The sequence below is a fragment of the Stenotrophomonas sp. X genome (assembly GCF_055721025.1).
Map to the genome: position 1 here is coordinate 1,129,948 of NZ_CM146756.1, position 23,265 is coordinate 1,153,212.

The 23,265-nt window shown below is 66.9% G+C and carries 25 protein-coding genes; 18 read left to right on the forward strand and 7 right to left on the reverse strand.

Annotation, left to right across the window (positions count from 1 at the left end; genetic code table 11):
• Positions 1-64: 64 nt before the first annotated feature.
• The 6 genes from ACZ75I_RS05200 (at position 65) to ACZ75I_RS05225 (ending at position 5,323) form a co-directional block, all read left to right on the forward strand.
• The gene (locus ACZ75I_RS05200; RefSeq protein WP_346477077.1) at positions 65-391 is read left to right on the forward strand and encodes a nuclear transport factor 2 family protein; all 327 of its coding nucleotides are present in this window, start codon (positions 65-67) and stop codon (positions 389-391) included.
• Complete coding sequence (locus ACZ75I_RS05205) at positions 388-1,170, forward strand: SDR family oxidoreductase (RefSeq protein ID WP_061479191.1); 783 nt, start codon at positions 388-390, stop codon at positions 1,168-1,170. The genes ACZ75I_RS05200 and ACZ75I_RS05205 overlap by 4 nt, the downstream gene beginning before the upstream one ends.
• Positions 1,171-1,380: 210 nt before the next feature.
• The gene (locus ACZ75I_RS05210; protein ID WP_346477089.1) at positions 1,381-2,277 is read left to right on the forward strand and encodes a hydroxypyruvate isomerase family protein; all 897 of its coding nucleotides are present in this window, start codon (positions 1,381-1,383) and stop codon (positions 2,275-2,277) included.
• A gap of 27 nt (positions 2,278-2,304) precedes the next feature.
• Positions 2,305-3,990 (forward strand): GMC family oxidoreductase, encoded by a 1,686-nt coding sequence (locus tag ACZ75I_RS05215; RefSeq protein WP_346477078.1) that lies wholly within the window; start codon positions 2,305-2,307, stop codon positions 3,988-3,990.
• Positions 3,990-4,565, forward strand: a complete 576-nt coding sequence (locus ACZ75I_RS05220) for a gluconate 2-dehydrogenase subunit 3 family protein (RefSeq protein ID WP_134969200.1) — start codon at positions 3,990-3,992, stop codon at positions 4,563-4,565. Before ACZ75I_RS05215 ends, ACZ75I_RS05220 begins: the two co-directional genes overlap by 1 nt.
• Positions 4,565-5,323 (forward strand): 3-keto-disaccharide hydrolase, encoded by a 759-nt coding sequence (locus tag ACZ75I_RS05225; RefSeq protein WP_472958781.1) that lies wholly within the window; start codon positions 4,565-4,567, stop codon positions 5,321-5,323. The genes ACZ75I_RS05220 and ACZ75I_RS05225 overlap by 1 nt, the downstream gene beginning before the upstream one ends.
• A gap of 10 nt (positions 5,324-5,333) precedes the next feature.
• Here the strand turns inward: ACZ75I_RS05225 and ACZ75I_RS05230 are convergent, their stop codons facing one another.
• Genes ACZ75I_RS05230 through ACZ75I_RS05250 form a run of 5 tightly spaced genes read right to left on the reverse strand, consistent with a single transcriptional unit; the run spans position 5,334 to position 9,969 of the window.
• A complete protein-coding gene (locus ACZ75I_RS05230) occupies positions 5,334-5,630 on the reverse strand; it encodes a c-type cytochrome (protein WP_005415640.1) in 297 nt (98 codons plus the stop codon).
• A gap of 18 nt (positions 5,631-5,648) precedes the next feature.
• Positions 5,649-6,515 (reverse strand): sugar phosphate isomerase/epimerase family protein, encoded by an 867-nt coding sequence (locus tag ACZ75I_RS05235; RefSeq protein WP_180869009.1) that lies wholly within the window; start codon positions 6,513-6,515, stop codon positions 5,649-5,651.
• Positions 6,516-6,534: 19 nt separating this feature from the next.
• On the reverse strand, positions 6,535-7,659 hold the full coding sequence (locus ACZ75I_RS05240) for a Gfo/Idh/MocA family protein (RefSeq protein WP_472958782.1): 1,125 nt from the start codon (positions 7,657-7,659) through the stop codon (positions 6,535-6,537).
• A gap of 12 nt (positions 7,660-7,671) precedes the next feature.
• The gene (locus tag ACZ75I_RS05245; protein ID WP_134968073.1) at positions 7,672-8,889 is read right to left on the reverse strand and encodes a nucleoside permease; all 1,218 of its coding nucleotides are present in this window, start codon (positions 8,887-8,889) and stop codon (positions 7,672-7,674) included.
• Between the two features lie 27 nt (positions 8,890-8,916).
• Positions 8,917-9,969 carry a sugar phosphate isomerase/epimerase family protein gene (locus ACZ75I_RS05250; RefSeq protein ID WP_472958783.1) on the reverse strand — a complete coding sequence of 351 codons (1,053 nt, stop codon included), beginning with the start codon at positions 9,967-9,969 and terminating at the stop codon, positions 8,917-8,919.
• Positions 9,970-10,064: 95 nt separating this feature from the next.
• Here ACZ75I_RS05250 and ACZ75I_RS05255 point away from each other — a divergent pair, with 95 nt between their 5' ends.
• The 4 genes from ACZ75I_RS05255 to ACZ75I_RS05270 all read left to right on the forward strand — a co-directional run bounded on the left by ACZ75I_RS05255 (position 10,065) and on the right by ACZ75I_RS05270 (position 15,322).
• The gene (locus ACZ75I_RS05255) at positions 10,065-11,069 is read left to right on the forward strand and encodes a LacI family DNA-binding transcriptional regulator (protein WP_111201179.1); all 1,005 of its coding nucleotides are present in this window, start codon (positions 10,065-10,067) and stop codon (positions 11,067-11,069) included.
• Positions 11,070-11,222: 153 nt separating this feature from the next.
• Positions 11,223-12,275, forward strand: coding sequence for a sensor domain-containing diguanylate cyclase (locus ACZ75I_RS05260; protein ID WP_061479183.1), 1,053 nt, complete (start codon positions 11,223-11,225; stop codon positions 12,273-12,275).
• Positions 12,276-12,391: 116 nt separating this feature from the next.
• Positions 12,392-13,417 (forward strand): AI-2E family transporter, encoded by a 1,026-nt coding sequence (locus ACZ75I_RS05265; RefSeq protein WP_053497611.1) that lies wholly within the window; start codon positions 12,392-12,394, stop codon positions 13,415-13,417.
• A 162-nt stretch (positions 13,418-13,579) separates the two neighbouring features.
• Complete coding sequence (locus ACZ75I_RS05270; protein WP_346477083.1) at positions 13,580-15,322, forward strand: GGDEF domain-containing protein; 1,743 nt, start codon at positions 13,580-13,582, stop codon at positions 15,320-15,322.
• A 9-nt stretch (positions 15,323-15,331) separates the two neighbouring features.
• Here ACZ75I_RS05270 and ACZ75I_RS05275 read toward each other — a convergent pair whose 3' ends face one another.
• Together ACZ75I_RS05275 and ACZ75I_RS05280 are read right to left on the reverse strand one after the other, a co-directional pair.
• Positions 15,332-15,838, reverse strand: a complete 507-nt coding sequence (locus tag ACZ75I_RS05275; RefSeq protein WP_346477084.1) for a PaaI family thioesterase — start codon at positions 15,836-15,838, stop codon at positions 15,332-15,334.
• A 33-nt stretch (positions 15,839-15,871) separates the two neighbouring features.
• Positions 15,872-16,309: a hypothetical protein gene (locus tag ACZ75I_RS05280; protein WP_180868989.1), complete on the reverse strand. Its 438-nt coding sequence runs from the start codon at positions 16,307-16,309 to the stop codon at positions 15,872-15,874.
• A 287-nt stretch (positions 16,310-16,596) separates the two neighbouring features.
• Between ACZ75I_RS05280 and ACZ75I_RS05285 the strand changes: the two genes are divergently transcribed.
• The 8 genes from ACZ75I_RS05285 (at position 16,597) to ACZ75I_RS05320 (ending at position 23,261) form a co-directional block, all read left to right on the forward strand.
• Positions 16,597-17,028: a pyridoxamine 5'-phosphate oxidase family protein gene (locus ACZ75I_RS05285; RefSeq protein ID WP_061479180.1), complete on the forward strand. Its 432-nt coding sequence runs from the start codon at positions 16,597-16,599 to the stop codon at positions 17,026-17,028.
• A gap of 94 nt (positions 17,029-17,122) precedes the next feature.
• Complete coding sequence (locus ACZ75I_RS05290) at positions 17,123-17,704, forward strand: NMCC_0638 family (lipo)protein (RefSeq protein WP_180868985.1); 582 nt, start codon at positions 17,123-17,125, stop codon at positions 17,702-17,704.
• A gap of 204 nt (positions 17,705-17,908) precedes the next feature.
• A complete protein-coding gene (locus ACZ75I_RS05295) occupies positions 17,909-18,376 on the forward strand; it encodes a DUF2975 domain-containing protein (RefSeq protein WP_180869069.1) in 468 nt (155 codons plus the stop codon).
• Positions 18,376-18,600 (forward strand): helix-turn-helix domain-containing protein, encoded by a 225-nt coding sequence (locus tag ACZ75I_RS05300; protein ID WP_346477086.1) that lies wholly within the window; start codon positions 18,376-18,378, stop codon positions 18,598-18,600. The genes ACZ75I_RS05295 and ACZ75I_RS05300 overlap by 1 nt, the downstream gene beginning before the upstream one ends.
• A 43-nt stretch (positions 18,601-18,643) precedes the next feature.
• The gene (locus ACZ75I_RS05305; RefSeq protein ID WP_346477087.1) at positions 18,644-20,185 is read left to right on the forward strand and encodes a TerC family protein; all 1,542 of its coding nucleotides are present in this window, start codon (positions 18,644-18,646) and stop codon (positions 20,183-20,185) included.
• 120 nt (positions 20,186-20,305) lie between these two features.
• Positions 20,306-21,442 (forward strand): metallophosphoesterase, encoded by a 1,137-nt coding sequence (locus ACZ75I_RS05310; RefSeq protein ID WP_180869066.1) that lies wholly within the window; start codon positions 20,306-20,308, stop codon positions 21,440-21,442.
• A 59-nt stretch (positions 21,443-21,501) separates the two neighbouring features.
• On the forward strand, positions 21,502-22,005 hold the full coding sequence (locus tag ACZ75I_RS05315; RefSeq protein WP_180868980.1) for a hypothetical protein: 504 nt from the start codon (positions 21,502-21,504) through the stop codon (positions 22,003-22,005).
• On the forward strand, positions 22,002-23,261 hold the full coding sequence (locus ACZ75I_RS05320; RefSeq protein ID WP_061479175.1) for an MFS transporter: 1,260 nt from the start codon (positions 22,002-22,004) through the stop codon (positions 23,259-23,261). The genes ACZ75I_RS05315 and ACZ75I_RS05320 overlap by 4 nt, the downstream gene beginning before the upstream one ends.
• Positions 23,262-23,265 lie beyond the last annotated feature (4 nt).

The window sequence follows — 23,265 nt, forward strand, 5'->3', positions numbered from 1 at the left end:
TAGGGCATTCACTTAACCGACCTGCGTGCACATCCTGAGCGCCTCACCACTGCAGGAGCCAGGAATGAATGCGTTGACTCTCCCAGAACCCATCGCCGCGTACTTCGCGGCCGATCATGACCCCGAAGTGCTGGCGCGTTGTTTTGCCGCCCAGGCTGTGCTGAAGGACGACGGGCACACCCTCGTCGGCGTCGACGCCATCAAAGCCTTCCTGGCCGAGGCATCGGCCAAATACAGCGCCACCAGCGTGCCGAGCGCCATCGAACGGCAGGGGAAACACCAGGTTGTCCGTGCCATCGTGAGCGGCAACTTCCCCGGCAGTCCGATTCTGCTGAGCTACCGTTTCGAACTGGAACGGGGCCTGATCGCATCGCTGGAGATCACCGCATGAGCTTCGATCTTCAACTCGGTGGCCTGCGGGCCGTGGTGACTGGCGGCACGGCCGGTGTGGGGGCGGCCGTGGTCAGGACCCTCGCCGAGGCCGGGGCCAGGGTGATGACGTCGGCGCGCAGCCTGCCGGCACGCCCGGTGGAAGGAGTCGCCTACGTAGCCGCCGATCTGTCGACGGCCGAGGGCACCGGCATTTTCGCCCACGCCGTGCTGCAGGCATGGGGCGGCGCAGACATCCTGGTCAATGTGCTGGGGGGATCAAAGACACCTGGCGGCGGCTTCGCAGCGATCAGTGATGCGCACTGGCTTGCCGAGCTGAACCTGAATCTGATGCCGGCGGTCCGTCTGGATCGTGCCTTGCTGCCATCCATGCTCGCGCAGCGCGCTGGCGTGATCATCCACGTCAGTTCGATCCAGCGCATGCTGCCTCTGCCGGAGTCCACCACCGCGTATGCCGCCGCCAAAGCGGCACTCACGACCTACAGCAAGTCGCTTTCACGAGAGGTCACCCCCAAGGGCGTGCGGGTGTTGAGCGTAGCGCCGGGCTGGATCGAGACAGAAGCATCCCGGGAATTTGCAGAGCGGATCGCGGCAGAAGCGGGAACCGATTATGAAGGTGGCAAGAGGCTGGTCATGGACTGGCTCGGCGGGATCCCGGTGGGACGGCCCGCGGCACCGCAGGAGGTGGCCGATCTGATTGTGTTCCTGGCGTCTCCCCGGTCGGCGTCGATTGCTGGAACGGAGTATCGGATCGACGGCGGCACGATTTCGACGCTGTAGCCAACAGGCGTCGTCCTGCTCCCACCGCCAGAAGGAAAGCCCCGCTCACGCGGGGCTTTTGTTTTCCAGGTCGGCTGCGGAGTTGTGCCTCGCAGCATTGATTTTCGTGCACTGCGACTTGCAAACACACAAATTCCTCCCCTATGGTGCAATCGATTGCATTGCAGTGAATCCTCAGTGTTTGATGTCGGTTGGGAGGCCGGCAGGTGGATGTCCATCCATTCGATCAGACCGGCCCCGGCGATGGGCATCACGCGACGCGACGCGCTACGCCTTGCGGTTGCCGGCGGCATTGGCCTGGGGGCTGCAGGTGTGCTCCCTGCATTCGCCGCCGATGCCCGCCTCAAAGGAAACCTGAAGCAGGCCGTCGCCCGTTGGACCTTCCCGCAGCTGTCGGTTGCCCAGCTCTGCGCGACGGTGAAGGACATCGGTTTCGCCGCGATCGACCTGGTCGGTCCCGAAGACTGGCCCACGCTGAAGGCCCATGGCGTGTACAGCTCGATGTGCAATGGCGCGGAGCTGGGCCTGACCAAGGGTTTCGCCGGCCGCGAGTTCCATGACCAGCTGGTAGAGCGCTACACGCGGCACATCGATCTGGTGGCCGATGCCGGTTACCGAAATCTCATCTGCTTCTCCGGCAACCGCGATGGCATGGACCCCCACGACGGCTTGGCCAATGCCGAAGCCGGCCTCAAGCGCATCCTCGGGCATGCCGAGAAGCGCGGCGTCGTGCTGGTGATGGAACTGCTGAACTCCAGGGTCGACCATCGCGACTACCTGTGCGACCACTCCGCATGGGGCGTGGAGCTGTGCCAGCGGCTCGGCTCGGACAATTTCGGCCTGCTCTACGACATCTACCACATGCAGATCATGGAGGGCGACATCATCGCCACCATCGGAAAACACCATGCCTGTTTCAAGCACTACCACACCGCAGGCGTGCCCGGCCGGAACGAGATCGGAGACCAGCAGGAGCTCAACTATCCGGCCATCTGCCGCGCGATCCGCGACACCGGTTTCAAGGGGTATCTGGCGCAGGAGTTCATGCCTGCCGCGCCCGATCCCGTTGCTTCATTGCGCGAGGCGATCCGCCTCTGCGACGTCTGAAACGATATCCACCCAGGTGAGAGACCCATGGCAGATAATCACTACGACGCCATTGTTGTTGGCTCGGGAATCAGTGGCGGCTGGGCAGCGAAGGAGCTGACCGAGAAGGGCCTGAAGGTCCTGATGCTGGAACGCGGGCGCAACATCGAGCACGTCAAGGACTACGTCAATGCGATGAAGGAAGCGTGGGACTTCCCGCATCGCAACCGGCCGACGCAGGCGATGAAGGCCGCTTTTCCGGTGCTGATGCGCGACTACGGCCTCGCCGAGAACCTGGAAGGAATGTGGGCCAACGAGCAGGACTCACCCTACATCGAAACCAAGCGTTTCGACTGGTTCCGCGGCTACCACGTCGGTGGCCGTTCGCTGTTGTGGGGCCGTCAGAGCTACCGCTTCTCCGACCTGGATTTCGAGGCGAACCTCAAGGAGGGCATCGCCACCGATTGGCCGATCCGCTATGCCGACATCGCGCCGTGGTACGACCATGTGGAAAAGTTCGCCGGCATCGCCGGCACGCGCGAGGGACTGGACGTGCTGCCGGATGGTGAGTTCCTGCCGCCGATCCCGTTGAACATCGTCGAGAAGGACGTGGCCGCGCGGATCAAGAAGGCCTTTGGCGGCACCCGGCACATGATCCACTCGCGCACTGCCAACATCACCCAGCCGATGCCCGAGCAGGGGCGCGTCAATTGCCAGTACCGCAACAAGTGCGTCCTTGGCTGTCCCTTCGGTGCCTATTTCTCGACCCAGGCGGCGACACTGCCGGCGGCGATGAAGACCGGCAACCTGACCCTGCGGCCGTTCTCGATCGTCAAGGAAGTGCTCTACGACAAGGATCGCAAGCGCGCGCGTGGCGTGGAGGTGATCGACGCCGAGACCGGGCAGACCTACCAGTACACGGCCAAGGTCATCTTCCTCAACGCATCGTCCTTCAACTCGACCTGGCTGCTGATGAACTCGGCCACCGATGTCTGGGAGGGGGGGCTGGGTTCTTCGTCGGGCGAGCTGGGGCACAACGTGATGGACCATCATTTCGGTGCGGGCGCCTCGGGCCGGGTCGAGGGCTACGAAGACAAGTACTACTTCGGCCGCCGTCCCTGCGGCTTCTACATTCCGCGGTTCCGCAATGTCGCCGCCGACAAGCGTGGCTACCTGCGCGGATTCGGCTACCAGGGCGGTGCCAGCCGCACCGGCTGGTCGCGCGAGATCGCCGAGCTGAACATCGGTGCCGACCTGAAGGAAGCGCTGACCGTGCCCGGTGACTGGCGCATCGGCATGACCGGGTTCGGTGAGATGCTGCCGCACCACGACAACACGATCCGCCTGGACCGCGAGCGCAAGGACAAGTGGGGGCTGCCGGTGCTGGCGATGGACGTGTCCATGCGCGCCAACGAACTGGCGATGCGCAAGGACATGGCCGCGGACGCTGCCGAGATGCTGGAGGCGGCCGGGGTCAAGGACGTGAAGATGCACGACAACGACTACGCCCCGGGCAAGGGCATCCATGAGATGGGGACTGCGCGTATGGGACGGGACCGGAAGAGCTCGGTATTGAACGCGCACAACCAGGTCTGGGATGCCCCCAATGTGTACGTCACCGACGGTGCCTGCATGACCTCCAGCGCCTGCGTGAATCCGTCGCTGACCTACATGGCGCTGACCGCGCGCGCGGCCGACCACGCGGTACGCGAACTGAAAGCGGGGAACCTGTGATGGATCGCCGCGAACTGCTGAAGATGATCGTCGCCGCCACCGGTGCGGCCATGGTCGGCCTGCCTGCGCTGGTGCAAGGCAAAGCGCCAGCGGCCGGGGCGATGGTTCCGTTCTCCGATGCCGATATCGGCACGCTGGACGAGATTGCCGAGACCATCCTGCCGCGGACCCGGACACCCGGGGCGAAGGACGCGGGCGCCGGTGCGTTCATGGCGACGTTCGTCAGCGACTGCTACACCGCCAGGCAGCAGGCGGTGTTCCGCGCCGGGCTGGCGGACATCGACAAGCGCGCCGGTGGCCGCTTCGTGTCGCTCACGCCGGAGGCGCGCACCGGATTGCTGCGTACACTGGATGCCGAAGCCAAGGCGCGCAATGCAGACGTGACCGAGACCGGAACGCCCGAAGAGGGCGAAGCCATGCCGCATTACTTCACGATGATCAAGCAGCTGGCCATCTTCGGCTTCTTCACCTCCAAGGTCGGTGCGACCGGGGTGCTGCAGTACGTCGCCGTGCCGGGGCGCTACGACGGTGACCTCGCCTATGTCCCCGGCACACCTGCCTGGGGGACCAGCTGATGGACACCAACCTGATGATCCGCCCTGCGTTGATCACCGCCGGCCTGCTGGCCGCTGCATCTGCGTTCGCACAGGACAGTGCCGACGCTGTGCGTGACCCGAAGAAGACGGAAGTGTGGACCCCTGTGCCCGCGACCGTGGCAACGCCACCCGGCAAGGCACCATCCGATGCGATCGTGCTGTTCGATGGCAAGGATCTCTCCGCGTGGGAATCGGAGCAGGGTGGCCGCGTGCCCTGGAAGGTTGCCGGAGGCGCCATGACGGTTGTTCCGGGCAGCAAGGGCATCCGTACCCGGCAACCCTTCTGCGATGTCCAGCTGCATGTCGAATGGCGTACGCCCAGCGAAACGAAGGGCTTCGACGGCCAGAACCGGGGCAACAGCGGGATCTTCCTGCAGGGACTCTATGAGTTGCAGGTACTCGACAGCTACCACAACCCGACCTACGCCAATGGCCAGGCGGGTTCGATCTACAAGCAGGCCATGCCACGGGTGAACGCCTCGCGCGCACCGGGCCAGTGGCAGGTCTACGACATCCTCTGGAAGGCCCCGCGCTTCTCGCCGGGCGGCGGCCTGACGTCGCCCGCACGGATCACCGTGCTGCACAACGGGGTGCTGGTACAGGACGACACCGTGCTGGCGGGCAGGACCGAATACATCGGTGCGCCTTCGTACGCACCGCATGGGTGCGCGCCGCTGTATCTGCAGGAACATGACTCCAAGGTCAGCTACCGCAACATCTGGGTGCGCGAGCTGTAGCGCCCACCCGCTACTTCGCCAGGTAGCTGGCGATGTCATCGATCTCCTGCTGTGACAGCTGCGGGAAGGGGGGCATCAGGCCGCCGCCCTTCCTGATCCTGTCCTTGACCTGGGCGGGCTGCAGCCGCTTGCCGACATCGGTGAGCGCCGGGAACGTCGGCGGTACACCGGTGCGTTCAGCACCGTGGCAGGCGGTGCAGTGCTGGGCGTAGAGTTTCGCACCCGCGGCCGGGTCGTCCTTGGCCCACGCTGCCGTCGCAACGTTCATGCCGCCCAGGGCCACGGCCACTGCCAGGATCATTTTCATGTGGGGCTCCTTGATGCGTCAGCGGTGGGCACGGGTGGGCAGGTTGGTGGTCAGGTGTCCACGCAGGTAGTCCGCGCCGGCCTGGATGACCTTGGCCGGGTCGCGTGGCTGGTCGTGTTCGACGATGTACCACTGCACGCCAGCGGTGGCGGCGGCCGGCAGGATCGCGTCCCAGTCCAGCACGCCCTGGCCGACCGCAGCGAATCCACCTTCGTCTTCGGCCTGGCCCTTGGGCGCATTGTCCTTGGCGTGTACCGCAAATATGTGGCCGCGGAACTTGCCAAGCATCACGGCCGGGTCCAGGCCCGCGCGCGCGACCCAGGCCAGGTCCAGTTCGGTCTGCAGCTCGGGGCCGGCGGCGTCGAACAGCAGCTCCAGTCCGGTCCTGCCATTGAAGTCGACCAGCTCGAAGTCGTGGTTGTGATAGGCCAGCTGCATCCCCTTGCCGCGCACCTGCCTGGCAATCCGGCCCAGCTCCCGGCCCAATGCGGTCCAGCCCGCGGCATCGCGCGGACGGTCCTTCTGGTCCAGATAGGGCACCACCAGCGTGCTGTTGCCAATCGAGCGGTTGAAGGCCACCACGGCATCCAGGTTGTCGCGCAGCTCGGCCAGCTGAACGTGCGACGAAACCGCTTTGATCGAGTAACGGTCCAGCAACTGTTTCAGCTCCGCAGCGCTTGCATTCTGCGTACCGACGGTCTCCACCGCACGCACGCCCGCGTCGTGGACGATCTTCAGCTGTTGGTCAAGCGGCCCGGCATTGCGCAGCGTGTACATCTGCACGGCGATGGGCTTCTGCGCACCGGCTGTGTTTCCTGCGAAGGCGGGCAGGACTGCGAGCAGCAGCAGGACGAGGGTTGCAGTTCTACGGACAGGGATGTTCATCAACAGGTCCTCCCGGGATTCAACCGATGGCGGTCCAGGTGCGTGACCTGGCCGATGCAATGACACGATCGACGATCCGCGCCGAGCGCAGGCCGTCTTCGAAGGTGGGCAGGCCCTGCGGCCGCTCGCCTTCAATGGCGCGATAGGTGTCGGCGACGAACGCTTCGAAGCACTGCCCGTAGCCCTGCGCGTGCCCCGCTGGCAGCGGCGACAACCGGCGTTGTTCGGCACTGCCGGCGCCCGGGCCGCGCACGAAGATTTCCTCGCGCTGCTCGGGCAGGCCGATCCACAGCCGCTCGGCATCCTCCTGGTTGAACGCCACGCTGGCGTTGGCGCCGTCGATCTCGAACCAGAGCCGGTTGTGGCGTCCGGCCGAGACCTGGCTGACCGTCAATGACGCCAGCGTGCCCGCGCCGGTCCTGAACATCGCTGCGGCCACGTCCTCGCTCTCGACCGCTTGCTTTGCGCCGTCTGTCGCCGGCGTGCTGAAACTCTGGGAGGTGGTTGCGCTGCGCTCGGGGATCACCGTGGCAAACGCCGCGTTCACTTCGGCGAAGCACTCGCCGCTGACCCATTCAACCAGGTCGCACCAGTGCGACCCGATGTCAGCGAACACGCGCGATGTGCCACCCAGTGCCGGGTCAACCCGCCAGTTGTTGCTGGCCGGGTCCAGCAGCCAGTCCTGCAGGTAGCTGCCATGGATCAGGTGCAGTGGCCCCAGGTCGCCCTGCGCGATGCGTGCACGTGCCTCGCGGACCACCGGGTGGTAGCGGTAGACGAAGGGGACGGTGGCGACCAATCCGGTCGAGGCGGCCAGCGCCGCCAGCGCCTGCGCATCGTCCAGCGTCGTCGCCAACGGTTTCTCGCAGATCACGTGCTTGCCGGCTTCCAGTGCGGCCTGCGCCATCGCGCGGTGCAGGTGGTTGGGCGTGCAGATGTGCACGACCTGTACCTGGGGATCAGCGACGACGTCCTCGATATCGCGATAGGCGCGCGGGACATTCCACGCGTGCGCCACCTCGCGCGCGCGCTGCGGCGACGAGGCGGCCACGCCGCGCACCTCGGCGCCAGCCAGCAGTGCCGCGCGGCGATGCACCGCGCCGATCATGCCGGTACCAACGATGGCGATTCCAAGCGGGGGCATCGGCCGGTCTCCTCAGGGTGTGGACGACGCGGCCGCCGCTACCGGGCGGTCGCGGAACAGCAGCAGGAAGGCGATCAGCACCACCAGTGCGACGCCGGCCGGGAACAACCAGATCTGCTGCCAGTCCGGGCCCGCTGCAGTGGTGAAGTGCTCCACTACCGCGCCGGACAGGAAGGTGCCGATCAGCATGCCCACGCCATAGGTGGCCAGGGTGATGAAGCCCTGCGCGCTGCTGCGCGCGGCGGGGCCGGCGTGGGCATCGGTGTAGATCTGGCCGGTGACGAAGAAGAAGTCGTAGCAGATGCCATGCAGTACGATGCCGATCACAAGCAGGGAGAAGCCACTGCCCGCATCGCCGAAGGCGAACAGCGCGTAGCGCACGACCCAGGCCGCCATGCCGACCGCCAGCATGGTCTTCACCCCCAGCCGCACGAACAGGAACGGCATGGCCAGCATCAGCAGCACTTCGGACACCTGGCCCAGCGACTGCAGGCCGGCCGCGCCCTGCACGCCCAGGTCGTTGAGATACGGATTGGTGAAGTTGTAGTAGAACGACAACGGGATGCAGATGGCGATGGAGGCCAGGAAGAACACCAGGTAGGCGCGCGACTTCAGCAGCCGCAACGAATCCAGTCCCAGGATCTGCCCCAGCCCGGCATCGCGCTGCTGTGCCAGTGGCGGCGTGTGCGGCAGGGTGAACGCATACAGGCCCAGCACCAGCGATGCCGCCGCCGCCATCCGGAAGGTCAGTTCAAGCCGATGCGCCTGTTCCCAGCCCAGCCAGCCGATCAGCACCCCTGCGACGATCCAGCCGACGCTGCCGGCCACGCGTACCAGCGGGAACTGCTTCTCCGGCGATTGCATGTGCCGCATCGCCACGCTGTTGGCCAGTGCCAGCGTCGGCATGAACAGCAGCATATAGCCCATGACGCACGCGGAAAACACGCTGAAGCTGGTGGCGGTGGACGCCAGCCACATCAGCACCGCGCCGGCCAGGTGCAGTACCGCCAGGATGCGCTGCGCCGCGAAATAGCGGTCTGCGATCAGGCCGACCAGGAACGGTGCCACGATGGCACCGATGGACTGGCTGAGAAACGCCGTTGCCACCTGGCTTGCGCTGGCCTGCAGCGGGCCCTGTACCAGGTAGGTGCCCAGGGTGACGAACCACGCCCCCCAGATGAAGAACTGCAGAAACATCATCGCGCCCAGGCGCGACATGGCGTGCGTCATGGCTTGCCCTCCCGGGGCGGTCTTGGCTCAGATTCCCAGCATGCGGCGCAGTGATCCAGCGTCCGTGGCGCTCCCGGCAAAGTCGTCGAAGGCGCGTTCGGTTACATGGATGATGTGATCGCGGATGAAGGCGGCACCCTCGCGCGCGCCGTCCTCCGGGTGTTTCAGGCAGCACTCCCACTCCAGCACCGCCCAGCCGGGGAAGTCGTACTGGGCGAACTTCGAGAAGATCGCCTTGAAGTCGATCTGGCCGTCACCGGGTGAGCGGAACCGGCCCGGACGATCGATCCAGTCCTGGTAGCCGCCATACACGCCGCTGCGCGCGCTGGGGCGATACTCCGCGTCCTTGACGTGGAAGATGCCGATGCGGGCGTGGTAACGGTCGATGAAACCGAGGTAATCCATCTGCTGCAGCAGCAGATGGCTGGGGTCGTACAGGATCTTCGCGCGGGGATGATGGTCGACCTCATCGAGGAAGCGCTCGAAGGTCGCACCGTCATGCAGGTCCTCGCCCGGGTGGATCTCGAAGCACAGGTCCACGCCGCAGGCATCGAACACATCCAGGATCGGGCGCCAGCGGCGGCCGAGTTCGGCGAAGGCTTCTTCCACCAGGCCCGGCGGGCGCTGCGGCCACGGATAGAAGTAGGGCCAGGCCAGCGCACCGGAGAACGTGGCGTGCGCGGTCAGCCCCAGGCGCTGGCTCGCCTGCGCGGCGAGCCGCAGCTGCTCCACGGCCCAGGACTGGCGCGCGGGCGGGTTGCCGCGCACGTCTACGGGTGCGAATCCGTCGAACAGGCTGTCGTAGGCGGGATGGACCGCGACCAGCTGCCCCTGCAGATGAGTCGACAGTTCGGTGATCTGCAGGCCGTGCCCGGCCAGCATGCCGGCAACATCGTCGCAGTACGCCTGGCTGCGTGCCGCCTCGGCCAGATCGAACAGGTGGGGCGCGGAGGTGGGAACTTGTACGCCAGAATAGCCCAGACCCGCGGCCCACCCGGCCAGCGTATCCAGCCGATCAAAAGGAGCTGTGTCGCCGATGAACTGCGCCAGGAACAGCGCTGGACCCTTGAGCGTCTTCAACGTGATTCGCCCTCGATGCAATCGATTGCATTATCCTAGCAGGGGCGCACGCAGGACCTGTTGTGCACTGCACAGCGGACAGGAGAACTAACGCCATGGCCACCATCTACGACATCGCCAGGCACGTCGGCGTCTCCGCAGGCACGGTGTCACGGGCGCTTTCCCGGCCGGACAAGGTGCTGCCGGCCACCCGCGCGCGCATCGAGCAGGCCGCCGCCGCATTGGGCTATGTGCCCAACACGGTGGCCCGCACGCTCAAGACCCAGCGCAGCGGCAAGATCCTGGTCACCGTCCCGGACATCGCCAATCCGTTCTTCGCACAGATCCTGCAGGGTGCGGAGGAGGCCGCGCAGGCGGTCGGCTACGCGGTTCTGCTGGGCGATACCCAGCATCAACCCGATCGTGAGGAGCGCTACGCACAGATGCTCCGGCGCAACGAGGCCGACGGCATGATCGTGCTGGGCCATCGCCTGCCACCGACCGCGCGCGAAATCGTCGAGCAGCGCGGCGCAGCTGCGCCGGTGGTCAATGGATGCGAGTTCGACCCTGCACTGGGCATCCCCAGCGTCCATATCGACAACGCGGCCGCCGCACGCGCGGTGATGGAGCACCTGTACGGCCTGGGGCACGAACGGATCGCCGTGGTCGGCGGGCCACCTGACAACCCCCTGCACCAGCAGCGGCTGGAAGGGGTCCGGGCCGCCGGCAAGGCGCGGGGTCGCCTGCGCCAGCTGAGCATCGTGCCCGGGGACTTTTCCGTTGAGTCCGGGCATGCGGCGGTGATGGCGCTGCTGGACGGCACGCCCGTGCCGACCGCGGTGTTCTGCTTCAGCGACCAGATGGCACTGGGGGCACTGGCGGCCTGTCGCGACCGGGGCATCCGCGTTCCGGAAGCGCTCTCCATCGTCGGCTTCGACGACCTGGCCTCTTCGCGTTATCTCACCCCGCCGCTGACGACCATCCGGCAGCCGATGCGTGAAATCGGCGAGCGCGCGGTCAACCTGCTGCTCGCCATCATCGAACAGGTCGATGTACCGCTTCAGCAGACGCTGGAGTTCAGCTTCATGCTGCGCGGTTCGACAGCGGCGCCTCGGCGGTAGCGCAGGCGAGGCAGGGCAGCCGGAGCAGGGCGGCCGGCCCGCGCGTCGTGCCGCGACCTTGATCCCGAATTGACGCAAAGCTGTCAGACTCATCGCAGGCAGCCCGGCAAGGGCCGTGGCAGCAGGTGCGATCGCGCAAGGGGGGGGGGGGCAATGCCATTCTTCACCGATTCGGCGGAAGGCGCGGTCGAAGGCATTGGCGCGGCACGTCGCATCGGCTGGATGCGTTTCGTCGGCAATGCACTGGGGGCAATCCCCATCGCTTCGATCATCCTCGAGCGCCACGATGGGCCGCTGGCGTGGGTCCTGCTGCTGCTCAACGCGCTGGCGTGGCCTGCGCTGGCATTGATGCTGACCCAGCGCTCCGGCCAGCCCGCGCTCGTCCAGTTCCGCTGCATGGTGGCCGACTCCTTTTTCGGTGGTGGCTGGATCGCCTTCATGGCGTTGAGCGCGGTGCCCAGTGCACTGTTCGCCGCACTGCTGGTGGCCGACAAGATCGCTGCCGGTGGCGTTCGCCTGGCGATGCGCGCCACGCTGGCCCTGATGCTGGGCTTCGCTCTCACCTGGTGGGTGCTCGGCTTCCCTTACCAGCCGGTCACCTCGCAGCGCACGATCGTGCTGAGTGTCCCGTTCCTGTTCGTGTATGGCATCGGCCTGAGCATTCTCAGCTGGCAGCTGGCGCGCCGGGTCAAATCGCAGAACCGCCAGCTGCAGCGTCTCAGCCGGATGGACCCGCTGGTCGAGCTGGCCAACCGTGGCTTCCTGATCCTGCGTGCGCAGCAGGCGCTGGACCGGGCACAGGGCCAGGGCGGGTTTGCCTGCCTGCTGATGCTCGATGTGGACGACTTCAAGCGCATCAATGACTCGCATGGCCACCGCGCCGGTGACGAGGTGCTGCGGCATATCGCGGCGACATTGCGCACCGTTGCCCGGCCCGGTGATACGCCCGCGCGGCTGGGGGGCGATGAGTTCGTCGTGCTGCTGCGCGACTGCGCGCCCGTCGATGCGATGCACGTGGCCGAGCGGGTGCGCCTGCACCTGCTCGAGGCCGCGCGGCAGGCCACGCCGGGTGTGGAATTCAGCGTCAGTATCGGCATTGCGGCCACGCCGCGTGGCGGCAGTGTCGAGGACTGGTTGGCACTGGCCGACCGCGCGCTGTACCACGCCAAGCGCCAGGGCAAGAACACCGCCAGCTACGGCGAGTGAGCGCGCGTGGGGACGGCACGGCTGCCGCCGAACGAGGATGAAATACCCATTCAGCCTGCACGCGGAATCGGCACGCCAATCCTCTACCATGGGCCACCCCGCCCGGACGCGCTCCCATGCAAGACGCTCTCGTTGCCCAGCCCAAGCCCCCCATTCCAAGGATCGCGGCGTGGCTGATGATGCTGCTGGGCATGTGGCTGGCGCTGAAACTGGGCCTGGTGGTCACCCTTCTGTCCGGCCTGCTGGTGTTCCAGCTGACCCACCTGCTGGCTTCCACCGTGGAAGGCAGGCTGCCGCCGGGACGCGCACGGGCAATCGCCGTGATCGTGCTGTCGGCGATCATCATCAGCGCGCTGGTGCTGGCCGGGATCGGCGTGGCCTCGTTCTTCCGCAACGAGACCGGTGGCCCGGATGCTTTGCTGGCGCGCCTGATGGAGATTCTCAACACCTCGCGGCACCAGGTGCCGGCGCTGCTGCAACCCTACATTCCCGAAGACATGCCAGCGCTGCGCGCGGCGCTGAACGACTGGGCCGCCGAGCATCAGCGCCAGCTGGGCGTGGCCGGTACCTCGGTGGTCCAGGTGGGTGTGCGCGTGCTGATCGGCATGGTGCTGGGTGCGATGATCGCACTGTATGACGAACTGCCGCTGCCGAAGATGGGTCCGCTGGCGCAGGAGCTGGTCGGGCGCACCAGCCGCCTGGCCACCGCGTTCCGCCAGGTGGTGTTCGCGCAGGTGAAGATCTCGCTGCTGAACACCGTGTTCACCGCGATCTTCCTGCTGGGCGTGCTGCCGTTGTTCGGCGTGCACCTGCCGCTGTCCAAGACCCTGGTGCTGATCACCTTCCTGGCCGGCCTGCTGCCGGTGGTGGGCAACATCATCTCCAACACGATCATCACCATCGTCGCACTGTCGGTCTCGTTCTACGTGGCGGTGGCGGCGCTGCTGTACCTGATCGTGATCCACAAGCTGGAGTACTTCCTCAACGCGCGCATTGTCGGTGGCGAAATCCAGGCGCGTGCCTGGGAGCTGCTGCTGGCCATGCTGGTGATGGAGGCGGCCTTCGGCCTGCCGGGCCTGGTCGCCGCGCCGGTGTTCTATGCCTACGTGAAGCGCGAACTGGTCGACCAGCGCTGGATCTGACGCGGCGGGGCATGACGTATTTGTCCCGATTCGAGTGTCCGCGCGGCCTTGTCGGTGCGTTCGCGGCGGGCACGGTGTACCGACGGCCACGGTTGGCCCGCTAGCGGCTTGGCGCCTGTGCAGGCGGCCGCTACAGTGTTCCGCACGACAGGGGAAATGTGCATGGCCCGCAAGGCGTCGCCCATCGGATTGCGGACCTGGGTCTGGATCCTGGCCGGGCTGTTCGTAGTCTGTACGCTGCCGCTGATGGCCATCGCACTGGTGCAGGGCACGCTGCGCTTCACCGCCGCCGAGGACAACCTGGTCAGCCTGCGCCGACTGCAGCAGACCTTCGACCTGGCCAACCGGGTGTCGGCCGAGCGCGGCCCCGCCAACAGCCTGCTGGGAGCCAATACGGCCGATGCGGCCGAACAGGCGCGGCTGGCCGCGCAGCTGGCGGTTGCGCGCAAGCGGGTCGACACCGCCCTGCTGCAACTGGACACCGTGTTCAAGGCCGATCCGGGCGTGGTCGACGAACATGGGCTGCTGGCCGACGCGCAACGTCGCCTGCAGTCGGCGCGGGCCGCGGTGGACCAGGTGGCGGCACAGCCGCACGACGCGCGCCGGGTGGAAGACGTGGAGCGCGCGATCAGCAGCATGTTCGCCGTGGTCGATCGCCTGCACGTGTTGACCTCGACGCAGATCAGCGTGCTGGTCAGTGCCGACCGCGAAGCGGCGATCCCGGCGATGCAGGGCCAGGTGCTGATCGACCTGCGCGAGCATGGCGGCCGCCTGGCCTCGAACGTGATGGCGCCGGTGGCGGTACCGGGGGCCTGGCGTGACGAACAGGTGCGGGCGGCATTGCAGACCGAAGGCCGCCTGCTGGAACTGTGGCGGCTGGCAGGCAGCCATGAAGCCGTGTTCCGCAGCGATCCGACGCTGTCCTGGCATTGGGACATGGCACGCCGCCAGTTCTTCGGCGAATCGCTGCCGATGATCGAACGGCTGATCGAAGATGGACGGCGTGGCGTGCCGCCGCCGTGGACCGCCGCCGAGTTCACCACGCGCTACGTACCGACCCTGCGGTCGCTGGAAGCGCTGCGTGACGGTTACCTGAGCGTGTCCATCGCCCGTTTCGAGCGCACCCGCAACCGCGAAGCGACGCGCCTGGTGGTGCTGGTGGCGACCGTGCTTGGCACGCTGGTGGTGCTCGGCGTGGCGCTGCGCATTGCCCATCTGCAGATCCTGCGGCCGCTGCTGCAGGCACAGAAGCAGGTGATCCAGATCGCCTCGGAAGCGCCCGGCCCGGAACAGCACGTGACCCACCCGCTGGCCGAGATGCAGCGCCTGTTCGATGCCATCGAAGTGCTGCGCGAGAAGTCGCGCGAGCGCTCGGCGTTGACCAGCGAGCTGCGCCAGCTGGCCGGCACCGATGAACTGACCGGGTTGTTGAACCGGCGCGCGCTGGACCAGAGGGTGCAGCAGCGCCATGCCGACGGTGGCAACAGCGCGGTGGTGATCCTGCTGGACATCGATCGCTTCAAGGCCATCAACGACGGCCATGGGCATGCTGCTGGGGACCAGGTGCTGGTGCAGGTGGCACAGCTGCTGCAGCGCCACCTGCGCCGCAGCGACAGCATCGCCCGCTACGGTGGCGAGGAATTCCTGGTGCTGCTGGCCGACGGCGATCTGGCCGGCGGCCGCCAGTTGGCCGAGTCGCTGCGCGTGGCCATGCGGCAGCTGGACATCGCACTGGCCGCAGGCAACGTGCTGCGGGTCACTGCCAGCTTCGGCGTAGCCGAGGGGGGCACCGATGCGCTGGGCTGGCGCACCCTGCTGCGCGCCGCCGACGCGGCTATGTACCAGGCCAAGGCGCAGGGCCGCGACCGCGTGCGGGTGGCCGGCGGCGGCCGCAACGCACGTTGAGGACACGCATCAGCCGATGCGCGCATGCACGCGCCGCAGCGTGCGCGCGATCATCCGGCGCGCGATGGGACGCGGCATCGAGAGCCCGCGCCAGCGCAGCGCACCCACCCGGAAGGTGGCGCTGGCGGTAGCCAGTACCTTGCCGGCCGGGTCGGTCAGCCAGCCACGGGTGAAGGCGATGCTGCCCTTGCTGTGCTCGACTTCGCCCCAGCCGATGATCCGCCCCGGCCGTGCCGGGTTGACGAAACTGGTCTTGGATTCCACCGTGACCGCGATGCGGTTGGCTGGCAGGGTGGCGTAGATCGCCGGCCCCATGCAGTCGTCCAGCATCGCTGACAGGAATCCGCCCTGCACGTTGCCCATCGGGTTGGTGAGCACCGTCCCGGCGTCGAACTCGACCTGGATGCGACGCAGTGCATCGTCATAGCTGACGAAGCGCCAGCCGAGCAGGGTGCCGGCCTTGGAACGTGGAAGATCACCGTTGACCACGCTGTAGAAGATCGATTCGGGGTTCATGGCGGAGCCTCGTGGGGAGGGGGGGAAGGGAACTCACCGGGATAGTGACAGCACGGCCAGCGCGAGGCCGAGGAGCGACAGCAGCACTACGGCCGCGCCGGTGGATACCGGGGTACGCGCACCGGTGCGTCGCCGCACGCCGGAGGCGACCAGCACCGGGGGCGCGGTGGCGACCAGGCAGAACAACTGGAACGCCAGCAGCTGTGGCAGCGCGAAGTGACCACCGAAGAAGATCAACCAGGCCAGCATCACGCCGGCACCGGCCAGTGCGATCCACCCGGTGCCGACCACGCGGATGAGTGCCATCAGCAGCACCTGCATGCGCGGTTCGATCTCCGCCCACGACATGCCCACGGCCTGCGCGTGGTAGGGCATGAAGTCGGAACGTTTCAGATAGGCCGCAGCAAACAGCGAGACAATGAAGAACGCCAACAGGTAGCAGCCGAACGCGAGCCAGGCGAACAGATCCATGTGGAGGCCGTGCGGTTGGGGGGAGGAGTCGCCGCGTGCACGCCGGCTGCCATGCCGGTCGTGCCACGGGGGTGCGCGATTCTCGGGCACGACCCTGTTAGCTGGGTGTGGTGCTCCGCAGGGGCGTTCCTCTATCTGCTTTTAACGTAAGCATGGTGGTGTGGAGTGCGTCACGCACGGACCATGCGCCGTATCTCGTTTCCCGTGAAGGGGCCGCAAGTGCTCATCCACTTTCCGGTCACCGCTCTGCGCAGACGCTGGGCGTCCCTCCGATCAAGGACCGCGCCGTGACCGAGCTCACCCTCCCAGAACTTGCCAAGAAAATGGCCGGCATCGATTTCACGATGCTGCAGACCCACGCCAGTGGAGAAATTGCCGGTCGCCCCATGAGCAACAACGGTGACGTGGACTATGACGGTGACAGCTGGTTCTTCACCATGGAAGACACCGACATGGTGCGCGAGATCGAGGCTGACCCCACCGTCGCACTGGGTTTCTCCGGCAGCAAGTCGCTGCTGGGCAAGCCGCCGCTGTTCGTGCACGTGCAGGGAAGGGCGGCGCTGGTGCGCGATCGGGCCACGATGCGCGAGCACTGGGTGAAGGACCTGGAACGGTGGTTCGAACAGGGAGTGGATACACCGGGACTGGTACTGATCCATGTGCGCGCCAGCCGTATCCACTACTGGGATGGCGAGGACGAGGGCGAAATCACAACCTGATCCCGGCGCGGGGAGGCCGGCGGCAACGCGGCCGTTGCACGCCGCGCCCGGGCTTTGCCATCCTCCCTGCTGTTTTCCGTACCGTGGAGTTCCAATGCGCCCTGCCTCCTGGCTGATCCTGGCCCTGCTGCCTGCCCTGGCGGCGGCGCAGCCTGCACGTGCACCCAAGGCCAGCGCACAGGCGCAGGACCCTTTCAGTGAGTTGTTCGATACCGCCTGCATGCAGCACATCGGCGCACCGGCGCGGTTGCAGTCGTTGATGGAATTCAACGGGCTGTCACCCCTGCAGCCTGCCGAGGCGGCAACGTTGCTGCAGGGGCAGTCGGGCGTGGCCTGGATGGTGCCGCTGGCCAGCGGCCGCTATGCGGTCAGCTGGGCTGACGATGGCACGTGCACGGTCTACGCCGAAAAGGCCGACGCGGCGGTCGTGCAGAAGGGCTTTGCCCGGTTGGTGCAGGCGGCGCCGACACCGTTGCAGGCGCGCTCGCTGCCAGGCCGTGGGCCGTTGTCGGCGGACCAGGTGGCGGTCCAGTACGGCTGGGCCACGCCCGGGCAGGCCAAGCTGCAGGTGCGTTTCCGGCTGGTCACGCGGCAGGCGGCCGAGGCCGGCGTGCAGGCGATGGCCTCGGTGACGCCGGGCGAAGCGATGCTGGAGCAGGCTGCACCCAGCCAATAACGCTGGCCCCGCGCCGCGCAGGCTGCCCATGCCCGCGATTCAGCCTTTCATGCAGGTTGTGATATATCGTTTATCGATAAATCCACCCTGGGGCGGCGAGGCCGCCCCAATGCCGGAGGCCGCTTGACCGCTCGTCCCGCCCGCGCCAGACCCGCGCGAGGCTTGTTCACCCTGGCCCAGGCCGCCGTCCAAGCCGTCCGGGCGATGTGCTGGCTGGGCATCCTGGCCGCACTGCTGGCCGTGCCGCTGGTCGCGCACGACCGTCGCTGGCTGCTCGACAGCGTCCACGATGCCGCTGCCGCTGCTGCACACGGCAACGCTCTGTTCCTGCACTTCTGCCTGGGGCTGGCTGCGATCGTCGCGCTGCTGGTGCTGTGCCTGCTGTTCCTGCGCCATCTGCTGCGGCTGCTGAAATCGGCGGCGCGCGAAAGGCCGTTCACCCACGCCAATGCGCAGCGACTGCAACGGATGGCGTGGCTGATGCTGGCGATGGAGCTGCTGTCGATCCTGATCGGCGCCTACGCGGCCTGGATGGGCCCGGACTTCAGCTGGATGGAGGTGGGCGGCGGCATGTCGATCACCGGGCTGGTGGCGGTGATGATGCTGTTCGTGCTGGCACGCGTCTTCGCCGTGGGCGCGGCGATGCGCGATGACCTCGACGGTGTCATCTGATGGCAATCGTCATCACCCTGGACCGCGTGCTGCAGGAACGGGGCATGACCCTGTCCGAGCTGGCCGGGCGCATCGACATCACCCTGGCGAACCTGTCGATCCTGAAGACCGGCAAGGCGCGCGCCATCCGCTTTTCCACGCTGGATGCGATCTGCCGGGAGCTGCAATGCACGCCTGGCGACCTGGTCGGGTACGACCCGTCGCACACGCAGGACGCAGACTGAGTGTTTGTTCTTCTCCCTTACCTACTGACGAAACGGACCTGAAATGGAATGGTTGGCTGACCCCTCGATATGGATGGGCCTTGCAACCCTGGTCGTGCTTGAGATCGTGCTCGGCATCGACAACCTGGTGTTCATCGCGATCCTTGCCGACAAGCTTCCGCCACACCAGCGCGACCGCGCGCGGGTGATCGGCCTGGCACTGGCTCTGCTGATGCGGCTGGTGCTGCTGGCGGCGCTGGCCTGGATCATGAAACTGACCGAGCCGCTGCTTACGCTGTTCGAGCACAGCTTTTCCGGGCGTGACCTGATCCTGCTGGGCGGTGGCCTGTTCCTGCTGTTCAAGGGCACCATGGAGCTGCACGAACGGCTGGAAGGCCGCGCGCACCACGAAGATGGCAAGAAGGTCTACGCCAGCTTCGCCATGGTGGTGGCGCAGATCGTGGTGCTCGATGCGGTGTTCTCGCTGGATTCGGTGATCACTGCGGTCGGCATGGTCGACAACCTGGGCGTGATGTATGCCGCCGTGACCATCGCGATGGCGCTGATGTTGCTGGCGAGCAAGCCGTTGACCCGCTTCGTCAACAAGCATCCCACCGTGGTGGTGCTGTGCCTGGGCTTCCTGCTGATGATCGGCTTCAGCCTGGTGGCCGAAGGCCTGGGCTACAAGATTCCGAAGGGCTATCTGTACGCGGCGATCGCCTTCTCGATCCTGGTGGAAGCCTTCAACCAGTGGGTGCGTTTCAACCGTGAGCGCAACGAGCGTCGCCAGCCGTTCCGGCAGCGCACCGCTGATGCGGTGCTGCGCATGCTCGGCGCGCGCCCGGCCAATGGCCACGACGATGAAGGCCTGGACGCGCAGGTGGACGCCGAAGAGCGCCTGCAGCCTGCCGAACACGAAATGATCCGCAGCGTGCTGGGCCTGGCCGACCGGCCGGTGTCGAGCGTAATGACCGTGCGCGCCGATGTGCAGTGGATCGACCTGGCGCGTGGGCAGGAGGACGTCGTGGCGCGCCTGGTGGCGTCGCCGCACACCCGCCTGCTGGTGGGTGAGGGTGACCTGGACAGCCTGCGTGGCGTGGTGCAGAGCCGCGATCTGCTGGCCGACCTGCTGCAGGGCAGGCCGCTGCAGCTGGAAGGCAACCTGCGCGAGCCGCAGTACGTGCTGTCCAGCGCCAGTGCGCTGCAGGCGCTGGAACTGATCCGCCAGCATCCGGTACCGCTGGCGGTGGCGGTGGATGAGTACGGCAGCGTGGAAGGCCTGGTGACCGCCAACGATCTGCTGGCGGCGATTGCCGGTGACCTGGTCGATACCCAGGACGAGCGCTATGGCGTGGTCGCGCAGGGCGAGGGCCAGTGGGAGGCCGACGGTGCACTGACCCTGGACGACCTGCAGCGGCTGACCGGCGTATCGCTGCCACGCAGTGCCGACTACATGACCATCTCCGGGCTGGTGCTGGAGCAGCTGGGCCGGCTGCCGGACATCGGCGATGCGGTGGAGGTGGCGGGCGTGCGCATCACCGTGCTGGCGATGGAAAAACGCCGTATCGCCCGCCTGCGGGTGCAGCGCCTCGACGGAATGGCTTGACCCACCTGTTGTTGTAGCGCCGAGCCCATGCTCGGCTGCAGATTGAAATGCCGGGCATGGGCTCGGTGCTACACAACACCGCCTGCAGCCGTCACCATGGCGGCCCGCTTTCTTTCCAGGATGGTTGCAGTGCTGAGTACGATCGGTTTGTTGATGGGCCTGTATGTGGCCTGGCGCCTGTTCTGGCCACAGCGCATGCCCACTTGGCTGAAGGTCGTGCTGTCGCTGCTGCTGGTGGGCGTAGCCGTGCAGCTGCGTATCGTCGCCACCTTCTGGGGCACGATGGCGTCGCCGGAAATTCCGAAGCTGGCCATCGCCACGCTGGCCACCGGCTCCACGGCGGTGTTGCTGCTGGCGTTGCTGATGCTGGCGATGGATGTGGGCCTGCTCGCGTCCCGCCTGCTGCGCTGGCCACGTGCGGTAGCCGCATTGCGCACGCGGCGCTTGCGGCCGGCGGCCGGCGTGCTGGCCCTGCTGGTCAGTGGTTATGGTGTCAGCCAGGGCATGGCAGTGCCCCAGCCCCGGCAGATCGAGGTGAGCGTTGCCGGGCTGCCAGCGGCGTTCGACGGCTATCGCGTGCTGCAGCTGACCGACATCCATGCCAGCCGCCTGCTGACCGGCGACTGGGTGCGCAGGGTGGTGGATGAGAGCAACGCATTGGCGCCGGATCTGATCGTGATCACCGGCGATCTGATCGACGGCAGTGTGGAGGCCCGTCGTGACGACGCGCGTCCTCTGGCCGATCTGCGGGCGCCGGACGGTGTCGTCGCTATTACCGGCAACCACGAGTATTACGCGCAGTACCAGGCATGGATGCAGGCGTTCCGCGCGCTGCACATGCAGGTGCTGGACAACAGCCACCTGCAGGTACGACGCGGTGATGCAGCGCTGACCATTGCCGGGGTCACCGATCCGGTGGCCGCACGCTACGGCCTGCCGCTGCCGGATCTGGACGCCGCCTTGGCCGGCGCCGATCCCTCTGCGCCGGTGATCCTGCTTGACCACCGCCCGCGCAACGCGCGAGAGGCGGCGGCGCGCGGCGTGAAGCTGCAATTGTCCGGGCACACTCACGGTGGGCAGATCATCGGCATGGACCAACTGGTGAGGCGGGCCAATGGTGGCTTCGTCTCCGGCCGCTACGACGTGGACGGGATGACCCTTTACGTGAGCAATGGTGCGGGTCTCTGGGCCGGTTTCCCGGCACGCATCGGCGTGCCGTCGGAGATCACCCTGGTGACATTGCGCCGCGCGCCGTGACCTGAAGTGGGGCAGATCCCGTTCCCGCAGGGAAAGGGAACTGACCCCTGACAAACCACATGGAAGGAACGAAGGCCTATCCCCGTGCCCTGATGGAACGCCTGATCCGAGCCAATGCGGATGAGATCAACCGGTTGCCGCGGGCCATCCGGGAGAGTGCTGCGTTGCGCTGGCGTGACCCGGAACGCAAGCTGCTGCACACCCAGGCCTGCGCGGCGTTCCACCAGCACTACGAACGGCTCGCGTTTCCGGGTGGCTACGCCAATGCGCTGAAGCAACTTGCCGAACACGATCGCGATACGCTGGATGTCGCGCTGGCTACGGGACGCTGGAAACAGGCGTGGATCAGCAGCAGTTCTGCCTCGACGGTGCGCTGCTGGTCTACCGCGCGTTCGAGCAAGGACGCTTCTGCTTCGGCTTTGACGGTGAGCGCTTCAGCGGCCATGAAACCCAGTACATGCAGGCAGCCGATAGCCGATGACCGGTATTTCACCCCGTCCATGCCACGCTGCGCCGAACCTGCCCAACCGGGATCGAGGCTGTTGAAGGCGAATACGCGATGACTGTGGCGCGACAGCGCTCGATGTGGGTGGCCGGCCTGTCCACGGTGGTGGAGTGGTACGACTTCACCCTGTACCTGTACTTCGCCACGGTGCTGTCGCGGGTGTTCTTCGGCGGTGGCGAGCAGGCGCTGCTGGTCACCTTGGCCGGATTCGCCGTGTCCTACCTTATGCGTCCGCTGGGCGCGCTGTGCTTTGGTCACCTGGGTGACCGGCTCGGCCGGCGATGGATGTTGCTTGCGTCGATGGCGTTGATGGCAGCGGCAATGCTGGCCACCGCGCTGCTGCCGACCGCGGCCACCGCAGGCGCCACGGCCGGCGTGCTGCTGCTGGTGCTGCGCTGCGTGATGGCGTTCTCGGTGGGCGGCGAATATACCGGCGTGGTGGCGTACCTGCTGGAAAGCGCACCGGCGCGCCGACGCGGCCTGGTTACGTCGTTGGCTTCGGCGGCCAGCGAAGTGGGCGCACTGCTGGCGGTGGCGATCTCTGCACTTACCGTCGCGCTGCTGCCCACACCGCAGCTGGACAGCTGGGGCTGGCGGATTCCGTTCCTCGTCGGCGCTGCGCTTGCGCTGGTGATCCTGATTGCGCGTTCGGGCATGCACGAGTCGCCGGAGTTCGAGCGCCAGCGCCGCGAAGGCAGCATTCCCGCCACACCGCTGCGGCATGTGCTGCAGCATCATCCGTTGGCGGTGGCGCGCACGTTCGCGATTTCGGCGCTGGGATCGATCACCTACTACGTGGGCATCACCTATGTGCCTGCGTTCCTGCACGCGCAGGGCCACGATGAGGGTGACGCACTGTGGCTGTCGACGATCGCGGCGGTGGCAGTGATTGCGATCACGCCCCTGTGTGGCGCATTGTCGGACCGGGTCGGACGACGGCCGGTGTTGTTGGGCCTGACCGTGCTGGCAGCGCTGCTGCCGCTGTCCCTGTTTGCGTGGATGGCACAGGCGACGGCGCTGGGCATCGTGCTGGCTGCGGTGCTGCTGGCCTGCGTGGCCGGCGGTGTAAGCGCGGTGGCCGCCCCGGCCACGGCTGAGCAGTTCCCAGGCGAAGGCCGGGTCAGCGGTCTCGCACTGGGGGTAACCATGGCCACTGCCTTCTTCGGCGGCGCAACGCCGTGGCTGGCGCAATGGTGGGTGGAGCGCAGCGGCTGGGCGGCGGCGCCGGGCGCGATGATCGCACTGGTGGCGGTGCTGGTGCTGCCGGTGCTGTGGACCCTGCCCGAGACGGTCCCGGGCAGGGCCAAGCGCTAGACGG

Bases quoted from the DNA above. Each gene is read 5' to 3' on its own strand.
- ACZ75I_RS05200 (WP_346477077.1), top strand. From the start codon at position 65: ATGAATGCGTTGACTCTCCCAGAACCCATCGCCGCGTACTTCGCGGCC.
- ACZ75I_RS05205 (WP_061479191.1), top strand. From the start codon at position 388: ATGAGCTTCGATCTTCAACTCGGTGGCCTGCGGGCCGTGGTGACTGGC.
- ACZ75I_RS05210 (WP_346477089.1), top strand. From the start codon at position 1,381: ATGTCCATCCATTCGATCAGACCGGCCCCGGCGATGGGCATCACGCGA.
- ACZ75I_RS05215 (WP_346477078.1), top strand. From the start codon at position 2,305: ATGGCAGATAATCACTACGACGCCATTGTTGTTGGCTCGGGAATCAGT.
- ACZ75I_RS05220 (WP_134969200.1), top strand. From the start codon at position 3,990: ATGGATCGCCGCGAACTGCTGAAGATGATCGTCGCCGCCACCGGTGCG.
- ACZ75I_RS05225 (WP_472958781.1), top strand. From the start codon at position 4,565: ATGGACACCAACCTGATGATCCGCCCTGCGTTGATCACCGCCGGCCTG.
- ACZ75I_RS05230 (WP_005415640.1), bottom strand. From the start codon at position 5,630: ATGAAAATGATCCTGGCAGTGGCCGTGGCCCTGGGCGGCATGAACGTT.
- ACZ75I_RS05235 (WP_180869009.1), bottom strand. From the start codon at position 6,515: ATGAACATCCCTGTCCGTAGAACTGCAACCCTCGTCCTGCTGCTGCTC.
- ACZ75I_RS05240 (WP_472958782.1), bottom strand. From the start codon at position 7,659: ATGCCCCCGCTTGGAATCGCCATCGTTGGTACCGGCATGATCGGCGCG.
- ACZ75I_RS05245 (WP_134968073.1), bottom strand. From the start codon at position 8,889: ATGACGCACGCCATGTCGCGCCTGGGCGCGATGATGTTTCTGCAGTTC.
- ACZ75I_RS05255 (WP_111201179.1), top strand. From the start codon at position 10,065: ATGGCCACCATCTACGACATCGCCAGGCACGTCGGCGTCTCCGCAGGC.
- ACZ75I_RS05260 (WP_061479183.1), top strand. From the start codon at position 11,223: ATGCCATTCTTCACCGATTCGGCGGAAGGCGCGGTCGAAGGCATTGGC.
- ACZ75I_RS05265 (WP_053497611.1), top strand. From the start codon at position 12,392: ATGCAAGACGCTCTCGTTGCCCAGCCCAAGCCCCCCATTCCAAGGATC.
- ACZ75I_RS05270 (WP_346477083.1), top strand. From the start codon at position 13,580: ATGGCCCGCAAGGCGTCGCCCATCGGATTGCGGACCTGGGTCTGGATC.
- ACZ75I_RS05275 (WP_346477084.1), bottom strand. From the start codon at position 15,838: ATGAACCCCGAATCGATCTTCTACAGCGTGGTCAACGGTGATCTTCCA.
- ACZ75I_RS05280 (WP_180868989.1), bottom strand. From the start codon at position 16,309: ATGGATCTGTTCGCCTGGCTCGCGTTCGGCTGCTACCTGTTGGCGTTC.
- ACZ75I_RS05290 (WP_180868985.1), top strand. From the start codon at position 17,123: ATGCGCCCTGCCTCCTGGCTGATCCTGGCCCTGCTGCCTGCCCTGGCG.
- ACZ75I_RS05295 (WP_180869069.1), top strand. From the start codon at position 17,909: ATGTGCTGGCTGGGCATCCTGGCCGCACTGCTGGCCGTGCCGCTGGTC.
- ACZ75I_RS05300 (WP_346477086.1), top strand. From the start codon at position 18,376: ATGGCAATCGTCATCACCCTGGACCGCGTGCTGCAGGAACGGGGCATG.
- ACZ75I_RS05305 (WP_346477087.1), top strand. From the start codon at position 18,644: ATGGAATGGTTGGCTGACCCCTCGATATGGATGGGCCTTGCAACCCTG.
- ACZ75I_RS05310 (WP_180869066.1), top strand. From the start codon at position 20,306: ATGGTTGCAGTGCTGAGTACGATCGGTTTGTTGATGGGCCTGTATGTG.
- ACZ75I_RS05315 (WP_180868980.1), top strand. From the start codon at position 21,502: ATGGAAGGAACGAAGGCCTATCCCCGTGCCCTGATGGAACGCCTGATC.
- ACZ75I_RS05320 (WP_061479175.1), top strand. From the start codon at position 22,002: ATGACTGTGGCGCGACAGCGCTCGATGTGGGTGGCCGGCCTGTCCACG.